The following is a 13,274-nucleotide window of genomic DNA, read 5'->3' on the forward strand; positions in this document are numbered from 1 at the left end:
GTAGGCGGGGTGCCTGCCGGGGCGGAGCCTTCGAAACGGGGCGTCGGCGTCGCTCAGAGCGCCGCCAGCGCCGCGTTCCAGGTGGCCGACGGGCGCATGACCGCGTCCGCCTTGGCCTTCTCGGGCTGGTAGTAGCCGCCGATGTCGGCCGGGGAGCCCTGCACGGCGAGCAGTTCGTCGACGATCTTCTGCTCGTCGGCGGCGAGCGACTCGGCGAACGGCGCGAACGCCTTGGCCAGGTCGGCGTCGTCGGTCTGCTGGGCCAGCTCCTGCGCCCAGTACAGGGACAGGTAGAAGTGGCTGCCGCGGTTGTCGATGCCGCCGACGCGACGGGTCGGGGACTTGTCCTCGTTGAGGAAGGTCGCCGTGGCGCGGTCGAGGGTGTCGGCGAGGACCTTGGCGCGGGCGTTGCCGGTGAAGTCGGCGTACTGCTCGAAGGACGGCACCAGGGCGAAGAACTCGCCGAGGGAGTCCCAGCGCAGGTAGTTCTCCTTGACCAGCTGCTGCACGTGCTTCGGCGCGGAGCCGCCGGCGCCCGTCTCGAACAGACCGCCGCCCGCCATCAGCGGGACGACCGACAGCATCTTGGCGCTGGTGCCCAGCTCCAGGATCGGGAACAGGTCGGTCAGGTAGTCACGGAGCACGTTGCCGGTGACGGAGATGGTGTTCTCGCCGCGGCGGATGCGCTCCACGGACAGCTTGGTGGCCTCGACGGGGGAGAGGATCCGGATGTCCAGGCCCTCGGTGTCGTGCTCCGCCAGGTACTGCTCGACCTTGGCGATCAGCTGCGCGTCGTGGGCGCGGCCCTCGTCCAGCCAGAAGACGGCCGGGTCGCCGGTGGCGCGGGCGCGGCTGACGGCCAGCTTCACCCAGTCCTTGATCGGCGCGTCCTTGGTCTGGCAGGCGCGGAAGATGTCACCGGCGGCGACCGGCTGCTCGATCACGACGTTGCCGGCCGCGTCGACCAGGCGGACCGTGCCGGCGGTGGCGATCTCGAAGGTCTTGTCGTGGGAGCCGTACTCCTCGGCCTTCTGCGCCATCAGGCCCACGTTCGGGACCGAGCCCATGGTGGACGGGTCGAAGGCGCCGTTGGCCCGGCAGTCCTCGATCACGGCCTGGTAGACACCGGCGTAGGAGGAGTCCGGGATCACCGCGAGGGTGTCGGCCTCCTGGCCGTCCGGGCCCCACATGTGGCCGGAGGTGCGGATCATGGCCGGCATCGAGGCGTCGACGATGACGTCCGACGGCACGTGCAGGTTGGTGATGCCCTTGTCGGAGTCGACCATGGCGAGGGCCGGGCCCTCGGAGATCTCGGCGTCGAAGGAGGCCTTGATCTCGGCGCCCTCGGGCAGGTTCTCCAGGCCCTTGAGGATGCCGCCCAGACCGTCGTTCGGGGACAGACCGGCCGCCTTGAGCGTCTCGCCGTACTTCGCGAACGTCTTCGGGAAGAAGACGCGCACCACGTGACCGAAGATGATCGGGTCGGAGACCTTCATCATCGTGGCCTTCAGGTGCACGGAGAACAGGACGCCCTCCTGCTTGGCGCGGGCGACCTGCGCGGCCAGGAAGTCGTTGAGCTGCGCGACGTGCAGCACGGAGGCGTCGACGACCTCGCCCGCCAGGACCGGTACGGACTCCCGGAGGACGGTGGTGGTGCCGTCCTCGGCGACCAGCTCGATCTTCAGCGCGCCGGCCTCGGAGATCACCGCGGACTTCTCGGTGGAGCGGAAGTCGTTCTCGCCCATGGTCGCCACGTTGGTCTTGGACTCGGGGGTCCAGGCGCCCATGCGGTGCGGGTGGGTCTTGGCGTAGTTCTTGACCGAGGCGGGGGCGCGGCGGTCCGAGTTGCCCTCACGCAGGACCGGGTTCACGGCGGAGCCCTTGACCTTGTCGTAGCGGGCGCGGATGTCGCGCTCCTCGTCGGACTTGGGGTCGTCCGGGTAGTCCGGCAGCGCGTAGCCCTTGCCCTGGAGCTCGGCGACGGCGGCCTTCAGCTGCGGGATCGAGGCCGAGATGTTCGGCAGCTTGACGATGTTGGCCTCGGGCGTCTTGGCCAGGTCGCCCAGCTCGGCGAGCGCGTCCGGGATGCGCTGGTCCTCGTTCAGGTACTCCGGGAAGTGGGCGATGATGCGGCCGGCCAGCGAGATGTCGCGGGTCTCCACGGCGACACCGGCCTGCGAGGCATACGCCTGGATCACCGGCAGGAACGAGTGCGTCGCGAGGGCCGGGGCCTCGTCTGTGTAGGTGTAGATGATGGTCGAGTCAGTCACCGGGTGCTCCGCTCCACGTCTGCAACATTGCTCGACATCAAGATATCTCGTGATCGACCCATGCTCGACAGGGGTCCGCGACTCGGAAGATCCGGTTGTCCGGTTGTCATACGACGGGCAACCGGATCGGTCAAAAGGGTGGTCATGACAAACGAGCCACCACATGAGCCATCACACGAGCCACCACGTGAGCCATCACACGAGCCACGACCGACCCGGCGGCCGGACCGACCACCCGGCCCGCCCGAGCGAAAGCGGACCATGAGAAATCGCACCAGAGTGACGGCCCCTGCGGTCGCCCTGCTCGGCACGGCGACCGCCCTGGCCACGGGGACCCCGGCCCTCGCGCGTCCCTTCTCCGCGGGGGAGAAAAGCGGCGCCGCGAGGGCCGGGAGCAGCACACCGGCCCCCGGCCCGGAGACCCTCGGCGACCCCGTCTACCCGGCCCTCGGCAACGACGGCTACCGGGTCCTCGCCTACGACCTCGACCTCGCGTACGACGCCACGACCCTGCTGGTCGGCGCCACCGCGACCCTGCGCATCCGCACCACCCAGGACCTGTCCCGCTTCTCCCTGGACGCCCTCGGCCTCGACATATCCGCGGTGCGTGTCGACGGCTGCGACGCCGCCTTCGAACAGGCGGAGGAGAAGCTGCGGATCACCCCCGCCCGGCCGCTGCGCGAGCGGGACGACGTCACCGTGTGCGTGACCTACACGGCCGACCCGCGCCGCACCCTGCCGCACACCGCCTGGGTGCCCACCCCGGACGGCTTCGCGATCTGCCCGCAGCCGAACTCCGCGCACACCGTGTTCCCGTGCAACGACCACCCCTCGGACAAGGCGGACTTCACCTTCCGCATCACCGTCCCGAGCGGTCTGCGCGGCGTCGCGAACGGGCTGCTCACCTGCGTGGAGAACCTCCCCGGCGACCGGACGGCGTACGCGTACCGCTCCCGCTCCCCGATCGCGACCGAACTCGTCCAGATCACCGTCGGCGACTACGTGATCAAGGACCGGCCGGGCCCGCACGGCCTGCGGCTGCGGGATGTCGTGCCCACGGCCCGCGCCGCCGCCCTGGAGCCGGCGCTGGCCCTCACCCCGGGCCAGGTGGCCTGGCTGGAGGACCGGCTCGGGATCGCCTTCCCGTTCGAGACGTACGGCCTGCTGCCCTGCAACTCCGACGCCTCGAACGCCTTCGACTTCACAGGGCTGGAGACGCAGACCCTCACCCTCTACAAGCCGAACTTCCTGCTCCAGGCGGAGCCGAAGATCGGCTCGCACATGATGCACGAGCTGGTCCACTCGTACTTCGGCAACCTGGTCTCCCCCGCCACCTGGGCGGACCTCTGGCTGAACGAGGGCCACGCCGACTTCTACGGGCTGCTCTACCGCTACGAACGCGGCTGGCCGGACTCGCTGGGCCTCACCACGCTGGAGGCCCGGATGAAGGACACCTACGCCCGCGGCGACCAGTGGCGCCACGACTCCGGCCCGGTCGCCGCCCCGAACGAGGTCAACCTCTTCGACAACCAGCGCTACCTCGGCGGCGTCCTGGTCCTGTACGCCTTCCGCGAGCTGGTCGGCGAGGACGCCTTCCACACGGTCGAGCGCACCTTCCTGGACCGCTTCCGGCGCCGTTCGGCCTCGACGGAGGACTACATCGCGGTGGCCACCGAGGTCACCGGCCAGGACCGGTCGGGATTCCTCCGCGACTGGCTCTACGGCACGACGACCCCGCGCATGCCCGGCCACCCCGACTGGACGGTCACCCCGGTGACCTCCTCCCTGGCCACCCCGCACAGCCTGCGCGGCGGCCATCACCACGAGAACTCGGCCACGCTGTAGTCGCGGCCCGCAGGGGGCTAGTCGGTGACCGGCACTTCCGCGGTGCGCTGCTGCGGGATCACCACGGCCCCCTGCTGGAGCGCCACCGTGCGCGCCGGAGCCGGGATGCGGATGCCCTCCTCGCGGTAGCGGCGGTGCAGGCGCTTGATGAACTCGTGCTTGATCCGGAACTGGTCGCTGAACTCGCCGACGCCCAGGATCACCGTGAAGCCGATCCGCGAGTCCCCGAAGGTGTGGAAGCGGATGGCGGGCTCGTGCTCCGGGACCGCCCCGGTGATCTCGGTCATGGTCTCCGCGATGACCTCGTGCGTGACCCGCTCGACGTGGTCCAGGTCGCTGTCGTAGCCCACCCCCACCTGCACCAGGACCGTCAACTGCTGCTCGGGACGCGTGTAGTTGGTCATGTTGGTCTTCGCCAGCTGGCCGTTGGGGATGACCACCAGGTTGTTGGAGAGCTGGCGGACGGTCGTCTGGCGCCAGTTGATGTCCACGACGTAGCCCTCCTCGCCACTGCTCAGCTGGATGTAGTCACCCGGCTGGACGGTCTTGGAGGCGAGGATGTGGACGCCCGCGAAGAGGTTGGCCAGGGTGTCCTGCAGGGCCAGCGCGACCGCGAGACCGCCCACGCCGAGGGCGGTGAGCAGGGGCGCTATGGAGATGCCCAGCGTCTGGAGCATCACCAGGAAGCCGATCGCCAGGACCAGCACCCGGGTGATGTTCACGAAGATCGTGGCGGAACCGGCGACCCCGGAGCGGGACTGGGTGACCGACTGCACCAGCCCGGCGACCACCCGCGCCGCCGACACCGTCACCGCGAAGATGAGCAGCACCTTCAGGCACTGGTCGGTGTGGTGCTGGACCGTCCTCGTCAGCGGCAGCACCGCCGCCGCGGCCGCCGCGCCGCCCGCGATCGCCGCCCACGGGACCACCGTGCGCAGCGCGTCCACGACGACGTCGTCACCGCTCCAACGGGTCCGCTTCGCGTGCTTGGCCAGCCAGCGCAGCAACCCGCGCGACAGAAAGGCCAGCAACAGACCCGCAGCCAGGGCGATTCCGGCCAGGACCAGGTCATCGACGGTGAGCGCTCGGTTCACCGGTTACCTCCCATTCGAATGTGCAACCGCTCATCCTGCCGTATCCGCACGGAGGTTCGTGCCGGCCGCACCCGGGTGCGCTTGTGCTGCCCCTCACCACTGCGGCAGGCTGTCGCGCAGTGATCGTCAGGGGAGGCTCGATGACAGGTCCGGTGCTCGCGGTCGACCAGGGCACGTCCGGCACCAAGGCCCTGGTGATCTGCCCCGAACGGGGCGTCATCGGCACCGGATTCGTCGCCGTACGCACCCGCCACCTGCCCGGTGGCCTGGTGGAGGCCGACCCCCTGGAGCTCTACGAATCGGTACTCGTCGCCGGCCGCCGGGCGCTCGCCGAGGCCGGTGAACCGGTGACCGCGCTCGGCCTGGCCAACCAGGGCGAGACCGTCCTCGCCTGGGACCCCGGCACCGGGCGTCCGCTCACCGACGCCATCGTCTGGCAGGACCGCCGGGCCGAGTCCGTGTGCGCCGGACTCGCGGAGCACGCGGAGGAGTTACGCGCCCTCACCGGCCTCCCGCTCGACCCCTACTTCGCCGCGCCCAAGATGGCCTGGATCCGCCGGCACCTGACCACCGAGGGAGTCGTCACCACCACCGACGCCTGGCTGGTCCACCGGCTCACCGGCGCCTACGTCACCGACGCCGCCACCGCCGGCCGTACCCACCTCCTCGACCTGGACCGGGTGCAGTGGTCCTCCCGCGCCCTCGACCTCTACGGGCTGTCCGCCGAACGCCTTCCCGAGATCGTCGACAACGCCCAACTCGTCGGCACCACAAAGGAGTTCGGGGAGAAGATCCCGCTCACCGGCCTCGCCACGGACCAGCAGGCCGCCCTCCTCGCCCAGCGCATCACCGAGCCCGGCGGCGCCAAGTGCACCTACGGCACCGGGGCCTTCCTGCTCGCCCACACCGGTGACACACCCCGGCACAGCACCTCCGGACTGGTCAGCTGTGTCGCCTGGCGCCTGGCCGGAGAGCCCGGCTACTGCCTGGACGGCCAGGTGTACACCGCCGCCTCCGCGGTGCGCTGGCTCACCGACCTCGGCGTGATCTCGGGCCCCGCCGACCTGGACCGGGTGGGCGGCACCGTCCCCGACACCGGCGGGGTCACCTTCGTCCCCGCGCTGGCCGGGCTCGCCGCCCCCTGGTGGCGCGGCGACCTGCGCGGCTCCCTCACCGGTCTCGGCCTCGACACCGGCCCCGGACATCTGGCGCGGGCCCTGTGCGAGGGCCTCGCCGCCCAGGTGGCGGAGCTCGCCGAAGCCGCCGGGACCGACCTCGGCACCCCGCTGACCGCGCTGCGCGTCGACGGCGGCCTGACCCGCTCGGCCCTGCTCATGCAGACCCAGGCCGACCTGCTGCAACGCCCCGTCGAGGTGTCCACGCTGCCCGACGCCACCGCCCTGGGCGTGGGCGCGCTCGCCCACCTCGGCAGCGACCCGGTCGACTTCCTGCCGGACGACGGACCCTCCGCCGTCTACGAGCCGCGCATCTCCGCCGCCGAGGCCGCCGAGCGCCTGGGCGTCTTCCGGGCCGCCGTCGCCACCCTGCTCGACGGGCAGCCGGCCGGAGTCGGCTCAGGATCCGGCTCCGGGGCCGTTCCCGGATCCGGATCCGACTCCGGGCCCGGTCCCGGAGCGCCCGCATGACGGTCACCGCCGAGGGACCGCCGCCCGCCGCCCCGTACGACGTGACAGTCGTCGGCGCCGGGGTCGTCGGCAGTGCGATCGCCCGCGAACTCGCCCGCCACCCGCACCTCAGGATCGCCCTGGTGGAGGCGCAGGACGACGTCGGCCAGGGCACCTCGAAGGCCAACACCGCCATCCTGCACACCGGTTTCGACGCCACCCCCGGCACCCTGGAGGCCCGCCTCGTCCGCGAGGGCTCCCGCCTCCTCGCCGCGTACGCCGCCGAGTCCGGCATCCCGGTCGAGCCGGTCGGCGCGCTGCTGGTCGCCTGGGACCGGGAGCAACTGGCCGCCCTGCCGGACCTCGCGCGCAAGGCCGTACGCAACGACTGCCACGACACGGCGCAGTTGGGCGCCGACGAGCTGTACGCCCGCGAACCCCACCTCGGCCCCGGCGCCCTCGGCGCCCTGCACGTGCCCGGCGAGAGCATCGTCTGCCCGTGGAGCACCACCCTGGCCTACGCCACCCAGGCGGTCCGAGGGGGCGTCGACCTCCACCTCAATGCCCGCGTCACGGCGGCGAGCCGACGCGACGGCGTGCACACCCTCACCACCTCACGCGGCCCCCTCCACACCCGCCACCTGGTCAACGCGGCCGGTCTGCACGCCGACACCCTCGACCGCCTCCTCGGCCACCACGCCTTCACCGTCACCCCGCGCCGCGGCCAGCTGATCGTCTACGACCGGCTCGCCCGCACCCTCGTCCGGCACATCCTGCTGCCGGTCCCCACCGCCCTCGGCAAGGGCGTCCTGGTCGCCCCCACCGTCTACGGGAACGTCCTGCTCGGCCCGACCGCCGAGGACCTCGACGACAGGACCGCCACCCAGTCCACCGCGCAGGGACTGGCACTGCTCCGCGAGAAGGGCCGCCGGATCCTGCCCGCGCTCCTCGACGAGGAGGTCACCGCCGTCTACGCCGGCCTGCGCGCCGCCACCGAACACGACGACTACCGCATCTCCGCCCACCCCGGCCAGGCGTACGTCACCGTCGGCGGCATCCGCTCCACGGGCCTCACCGCATCGCTCGCCATCGCCTCCCACGCCACCGGACTGCTGGGGGACGCGGGGCTGGACCTGAGGAACCCCGTCGACCTGGAACCGGTGCGCATGCCGAACCTCGGTGCCGCCTTCCCCCGCCCCTACCAGCAGAGGGGTGACACCATCGTCTGCCACTGCGAGCACGTCACCCTCGGCGAGATCCGGGACGCCCTCGCCGCCACGATCCCGCCGCGCGGCCTGCCGGGCCTGCGCCGCCGCACCCGGGCCGGGGCGGGCCGCTGCCAGGGCTTCCACTGCGGGGCGACGGTCCGGGAGCTGTTCGAGAAGGCGGGCGGAGCGTGACCACGGAGCGCCACGTCGACGTCCTCGTCGTCGGTGCCGGCCCCGCTGGGCTCGCGGCCGCCGCCCGGCTCGCCGTCGCCGGAGCCGGCCGGGTGGAGGTGCTGGAGCGGGAACCGGAGGCCGGGGGAGTGCCGCGGTACTGCGTCCACGGCGGATTCGGCACCTGGACCCGGCCGTTGACGGGACCGGGGTACGCCCGGCTGCTCGTCGAGGCGGCCGCGCGGGCGGGAGCGGTGGTCCGCACCGGGGTCACCGTGCTGGAGTGGGCCGGGCCGCCCAGCGGGTCCGCCGCAGGCTGCTGCGGTTCGGCAGCGTCCCAAAGGGGCGCGGGGCTGGATGAGATGTGCGGCTGCCGCCGCGTGGGCGCGACCAGCCACGACGGCGCCGCAGCCGACACACGGCACAGCGCGCCAATTCCAGCGGAGCGCCTGGGCCTCGCCACCGTCGGCGTGCGCGGCCCGGAGACGGTCACCGCACGGGCGGTGGTCCTCGCCACCGGCGCCTACGAACGCCCCCGCGCGGCACGGCTGATCCCGGGCACCCGGCCCGCCGGGGTCTGCACCGGAGGAGAGCTGCAGCAGGCGGTGCACCGCTACCGGCAGCCGATCGGGCGGCGGGCGGTGGTGGTGGGGGCCGAGGACGTGTCCTACGCGGCGGCCGGGACCGTGCGCGCGGCGGGCGCCGAGGTGGTCGCGATGGTCACCGACCGGCCGCGCGCCGGATCCGTCCGCGCCCTGGACGCCCGGCTCCGCTCGCGCGTCCCGCTGCTCACCGGCACCACGGTCACCGAACTCCTCGGTCACGGGCGGCTGTCCGGCGTGCGGATCCGGCACCTCGACGGCCGTACCGGCATTCTCGCCTGCGACACCGTCGTCCTCACCGGGGACTTCGCCGCCGAGGACGAACTCGCCCGGCGGGCCCGGATCGCCCTCGCCCACGGGCCGTACACCGACCGCCCGGGTGTCTTCGCGGCCGGCGGCCTGCGGCACCCGGGAGCGGACGCCCGGACCGCGACCCGGGAGGGGGCCGAGGCGGCGCGGGCGGTGCTGGAGTGGCTGGTCAGTCGCCCGTGAAGGACCCGTGCCGGCCCGCCCCCGACGCGAACCGCGCGGCCCCTTCCAGGCCTGCCAGCAGCACGCCCATGCCGTGACGGATCTCGGCGCCCATCGCCGCCGTCTCCTCCAGCCCCTCCTGGTCCAGCACCGAGGCCCGGTCGCTGCGCAGGCAGGCCTGCGGGAAGTCCGCGAGGGACGCGGCCAGTTCCTCGGCCGCCTCGCGGGACCTTCCGGTCGGGACCACCCGGTTGGCCAGCCCCATCTCGTACGCCTCGGCGGCCGGGACCGGGCGGCCGGTGAGGATCAGGTCCATCGCCCGGCCGGTGCCGATCAGCCGGGGCAGCCGTACCGTGCCGCCGTCGATCAGGGGCACGCCCCAGCGGCGGCAGAAGACGCCGAACACCGCGTCCTCCTCGGCGACCCGCAGATCGCACCACAGGGCCAGCTCCAGGCCCCCGGCGACCGCGTGCCCGGCGATCGCCGCGATGACCGGCTTGGACAGGCGCAGCCGGGTCGGGCCCATCGGGCCGTCGCCGTCCTCCGCCACCCGGTTGCGGTGCTCGCCGGCCATCGCCTTGAGGTCCGCGCCGGCGCAGAACGTGCCGCCCTCGCCCCACAGCACCGCCACCCGGGCCTCGTCGTCCGCCTCGAACTCCCGGAAGGCTGCGGCCAGTCCGGCCGCCGTCGGCCCGTCCACGGCGTTGCGCACCTCGGGCCGGGAGAGCACGACCGTGGTGACATGACCCTTGCGTTCGAGGCGGACCGGCATGCGTTTCCCTCCCTGGGGAAGGCCACCCCGCGTCAGATGACCTTCGTCAGATGACCTTGAGTCGTACCAGCGCTCCCAGTGTCAGGGCTCCCGGCAGCAACGGCACCCACACGGTGATGATCCGGTACGCGAGGACGACGGCCGTGGCCACCGCCACCGGGCCGCCGGCCGCCACCAGCGCCACGATCAGCGCCGCCTCCACCGAACCCAGGCCGCCCGGCGTGGGGATGAGGGCGACGGCGACCGTGGCCGCCAGGTACGCCAGCGCCATGTGCGCGGGCGGCACGTCGAGGCCCAGGGCCTGCCCCACCGCCACCAGACCGGCCGCCTGGAGCGCGGGGAAGGCCAGCGAGCCGCCCCACAGCGCCAGCGCCCGGGACGGACGCGTGTGCACGGAGCGGGCCTCGCCCAGGGCGCTGCGCACGAAGCGGACCACCGGCTCCCGCACCCGCCGGACGAGGAACAGCGCGGCCAGCGCCACGGCCACCAGCGCGCCGGCGACGGCGAGCACCGGTCCGACGTCCCCGTCGGGGAGCAGGCCGTCGAGCCGCAGCGCGTCGGGGAAGGCGACGAAGAACACGGCCATCAGGCCCACCCGGGCGATCGACTCGGCGAGCAGGTAGAGGGCCAGCGCGGCGGAGGAGGTGGCGAGCGGCACCCCGCACACGGTCATGAACCGCAGGTTGACCGCGCCCGAGCCGAGACCCGTGGGCAGCAGGTGGTTGGCCGAGCCCGCCGCGAGCTGGGTGGCCAGCAGCCGCCAGCGGGGCAGCGGCTGGACGACCGCACCCTGCCGGGTGAAGGCGGCGGCCACCCAGGTCAGGCAGGTGGCACCGCCGGCCGCCAGCAGCCAGGGCCAGGAGGCGTCGCGCAGGTGGCCGAAGCCCTCGACGAGGACCGGCCAGTGCTGCACCGCGATGCCCGCGACCAGCACGAGCGGAATCAGGGTGAGGATGTGCCGCCAGGGGATGCGGCGGGCGAGCCGGGGGAGACGGCTCTCACGGAAGTCGGGGATTCTTACCGCTGTCACATCGGGAGAGGTTTTCCGCGCCGCCCCAACTGCGGGTGGCGGAAGAGGAGACGCCGGATGACGGCCGGGAAGCGGCTGAGGGGGAGGGCCCACCTGGGGCTTCGCGGAGCCGGCCGGAGCTCGGGGAGGGCTCGTCGGGTCCTTCGTACGGGGGGACGGCGCGCGGACATTGACCTCAACGTTGCTTGAGGTCCTACCTTCTCCCTCATGAGTATGGAGACCACCGCCTGGATGCAGCTGCACAGCGTGATGACCGCCCAGCAGGAGCGGCGCCCGTTCGACAGGGCCACGCTGCGCCGCATCGCCGCCTTCGCCCGCCCGTACCGGGGCGGCATAGTCCGTTTCGTCCTGCTCGGGGTGGTCACCGCCCTGCTCGCCGTCGCCACCCCGGTGCTCGCCGGCCATGTCGTCGACGCCATCGTGTCGGGGCACGACACCGGCACTGTCGTACGGCTTTCGCTGCTGATCGCGCTGGTCGCGCTCGTGGAGGCGGCGCTCGGGGTGCTCGGGCGGCGGCTCTCGGCGGCGCTCGGGGAGGGCCTCATCCTCGACCTGCGCACGGCTGTGTTCGATCATGTGCAGCGCATGCCCGTCGCGTTCTTCACACGTACCCGTACGGGAGCGCTGGTCAGCCGTCTCAACAACGACGTGATCGGCGCCCAGCGGGCCTTCGCCGGGACGCTCTCCGGTGTGGTGAGCAACCTGGTCACGCTGGTCCTCACCCTCGCGGTCATGCTGACCCTGTCCTGGCAGATCACCCTGCTCGCGCTGGTGCTGCTGCCGGTGTTCGTGGTGCCCGCCCGCCGGATGGGCGGCCGGATGGCCAGGATGCAGCGGGAGGCCGCCGCGCTCAACGCGGACATGGGTACCCGGATGACCGAGCGGTTCTCCGCGCCGGGTGCCACCCTGATCAAGCTCTTCGGCCGCCCCGAGGAGGAGTCGGCGGAGTTCACCGCCCGAGCCGCCCGGGTCCGGGACATCGGCGTGCGGACGGCCACCGCCCAGTCGGTGTTCATGACCGCGCTGACCCTGGTCTCCTCGCTCGCCCTCGCCCTGGTCTACGGCCTCGGCGGCTGGTTCGCGCTGCGCGGCACCCTGGAACCGGGCGCGGTGGTCTCCCTGGCCCTGCTGCTGACCCGCCTCTACGCCCCGCTCACCGCCCTCGCCGGCGCCCGCGTCGAGGTGATGAGCGCACTGGTCAGCTTCGAGCGGGTCTTCGAAGTCCTCGACCTGAAGCCCCTGATCGAGGAGAAACCGGACGCCCGCGAGGTCCCCGAGGGCCCGGTGGCCGTCGAGTTCGAGGACGTCCGCTTCGCCTACCCGGCCGCCGACCAGGTCTCCCTCGCCTCACTCGAAGAGGTCGCGGTCCTCGACTCGCGCGGCGGCAGCGAGGTCCTGCACGGTATCTCGTTCCGCGCCGAACCCGGCCAGACCGTCGCCCTCGTCGGCTCCTCCGGCGCCGGCAAGTCCACCATCGCCCAGCTGCTGCCGCGCCTGTACGACGTCGACGAGGGCACCGTCCGCATCGGCGGCGACGACGTCCGCGACCTGAGCGCCGGTTCGCTGCGGGCCACCCTCGGCATGGTCACCCAGGACGGCCACCTCTTCCACGACACCGTCCGCGCCAACCTGCTGCTCGCCCGGCCCTCGGCCACGGACGAGGAGTTGTGGGACGCCCTCGCCCGCGCCCGCCTCGACGAGGTCGTCCGGTCGCTGCCCGACGGCCTGGACACGGTGGTCGGCGAGCGCGGCTACCGGCTCTCCGGCGGCGAGCGGCAGCGGATGACCATCGCCCGGCTGCTGCTGGCCCGCCAGCGCGTGGTCATCCTCGACGAGGCCACCGCCCATCTCGACAACACCTCCGAGGCGGCGGTCCAGGAGGCCCTCGCCGAGGCGCTGGCGGGACGCACCGCCGTCGTCATCGCCCACCGGCTGTCCACGGTCCGGTCCGCCGACCAGATCCTGGTGGTCGAGGCCGGGCGGATCGTGGAGCGCGGCACCCACGGCGAACTCCTGCTGGCGGACGGGCGATACGCCGAACTGCACCGCACACAGTTCACACAGGTGACGACGCCCTGACAGAGCGTTCACATCACCGTCACGTTTTCCTGTGAGTCGAGGAGGGGAGCGCTCCCCTACTTGACGACTGTGGTCCGGACCTTTAGCTTCACGCCTTAAACAAAGTC

9 protein-coding genes are annotated in these 13,274 nt (G+C 72.7%); 5 read left to right on the forward strand and 4 right to left on the reverse strand.

Going from position 1 to position 13,274, the window contains the following annotated elements; translation table 11 throughout:
* Positions 1 to 53: 53 nt before the first annotated feature.
* Positions 54 to 2,270, reverse strand: coding sequence for an NADP-dependent isocitrate dehydrogenase (locus ACFWPQ_RS14770; RefSeq protein ID WP_384033469.1), 2,217 nt, complete (start codon positions 2,268 to 2,270; stop codon positions 54 to 56).
* 261 nt (positions 2,271 to 2,531) lie between these two features.
* Between ACFWPQ_RS14770 and ACFWPQ_RS14775 the strand changes: the two genes are divergently transcribed.
* Positions 2,532 to 4,115 carry a M1 family metallopeptidase gene (locus ACFWPQ_RS14775; RefSeq protein WP_384033472.1) on the forward strand — a complete coding sequence of 528 codons (1,584 nt, stop codon included), beginning with the start codon at positions 2,532 to 2,534 and terminating at the stop codon, positions 4,113 to 4,115.
* A gap of 17 nt (positions 4,116 to 4,132) precedes the next feature.
* Here ACFWPQ_RS14775 and ACFWPQ_RS14780 read toward each other — a convergent pair whose 3' ends face one another.
* On the reverse strand, positions 4,133 to 5,209 hold the full coding sequence (locus tag ACFWPQ_RS14780) for a mechanosensitive ion channel family protein (protein WP_384033475.1): 1,077 nt from the start codon (positions 5,207 to 5,209) through the stop codon (positions 4,133 to 4,135).
* Positions 5,210 to 5,349: 140 nt separating this feature from the next.
* On the opposite strand from ACFWPQ_RS14780, the gene ACFWPQ_RS14785 reads away from it, so the two are divergent.
* The 3 genes from ACFWPQ_RS14785 to ACFWPQ_RS14795 are packed head-to-tail and all read left to right on the forward strand — an operon-like array spanning position 5,350 to position 9,307.
* Positions 5,350 to 6,855 (forward strand): FGGY family carbohydrate kinase, encoded by a 1,506-nt coding sequence (locus ACFWPQ_RS14785; RefSeq protein ID WP_384033478.1) that lies wholly within the window; start codon positions 5,350 to 5,352, stop codon positions 6,853 to 6,855.
* Positions 6,852 to 8,234 (forward strand): FAD-dependent oxidoreductase, encoded by a 1,383-nt coding sequence (locus tag ACFWPQ_RS14790; RefSeq protein ID WP_384033480.1) that lies wholly within the window; start codon positions 6,852 to 6,854, stop codon positions 8,232 to 8,234. The genes ACFWPQ_RS14785 and ACFWPQ_RS14790 overlap by 4 nt, the downstream gene beginning before the upstream one ends.
* Positions 8,231 to 9,307, forward strand: coding sequence for an NAD(P)/FAD-dependent oxidoreductase (locus ACFWPQ_RS14795; protein ID WP_384033483.1), 1,077 nt, complete (start codon positions 8,231 to 8,233; stop codon positions 9,305 to 9,307). The genes ACFWPQ_RS14790 and ACFWPQ_RS14795 overlap by 4 nt, the downstream gene beginning before the upstream one ends.
* Here ACFWPQ_RS14795 and ACFWPQ_RS14800 read toward each other — a convergent pair.
* Together ACFWPQ_RS14800 and ACFWPQ_RS14805 are read right to left on the reverse strand one after the other, a co-directional pair.
* Positions 9,294 to 10,058, reverse strand: coding sequence for a crotonase/enoyl-CoA hydratase family protein (locus tag ACFWPQ_RS14800; protein WP_384033486.1), 765 nt, complete (start codon positions 10,056 to 10,058; stop codon positions 9,294 to 9,296). The two genes, ACFWPQ_RS14795 and ACFWPQ_RS14800, sit on opposite strands and share 14 nt — an antisense overlap.
* A gap of 46 nt (positions 10,059 to 10,104) precedes the next feature.
* Positions 10,105 to 11,088: a YbhN family protein gene (locus ACFWPQ_RS14805; RefSeq protein ID WP_384033489.1), complete on the reverse strand. Its 984-nt coding sequence runs from the start codon at positions 11,086 to 11,088 to the stop codon at positions 10,105 to 10,107.
* 213 nt (positions 11,089 to 11,301) lie between these two features.
* Between ACFWPQ_RS14805 and ACFWPQ_RS14810 the strand changes: the two genes are divergently transcribed.
* Positions 11,302 to 13,167, forward strand: a complete 1,866-nt coding sequence (locus ACFWPQ_RS14810) for an ABC transporter ATP-binding protein (RefSeq protein WP_384033801.1) — start codon at positions 11,302 to 11,304, stop codon at positions 13,165 to 13,167.
* Positions 13,168 to 13,274 lie beyond the last annotated feature (107 nt).

Origin of the sequence: Streptomyces sp. NPDC058464 (assembly GCF_042721035.1) — a bacterium.
GTDB lineage: Bacteria > Actinomycetota > Actinomycetes > Streptomycetales > Streptomycetaceae > Streptomyces.

What these genes read in the sequence shown, in the direction of transcription:
- ACFWPQ_RS14775 (WP_384033472.1), top strand. Translation starts at nt 2,532, where the DNA reads ATGAGAAATCGCACCAGAGTGACGGCCCCTGCGGTCGCCCTGCTCGGC.
- ACFWPQ_RS14785 (WP_384033478.1), top strand. Translation starts at nt 5,350, where the DNA reads ATGACAGGTCCGGTGCTCGCGGTCGACCAGGGCACGTCCGGCACCAAG.
- ACFWPQ_RS14790 (WP_384033480.1), top strand. Translation starts at nt 6,852, where the DNA reads ATGACGGTCACCGCCGAGGGACCGCCGCCCGCCGCCCCGTACGACGTG.
- ACFWPQ_RS14800 (WP_384033486.1), bottom strand. Translation starts at nt 10,058, where the DNA reads ATGCCGGTCCGCCTCGAACGCAAGGGTCATGTCACCACGGTCGTGCTC.
- ACFWPQ_RS14810 (WP_384033801.1), top strand. Translation starts at nt 11,302, where the DNA reads ATGGAGACCACCGCCTGGATGCAGCTGCACAGCGTGATGACCGCCCAG.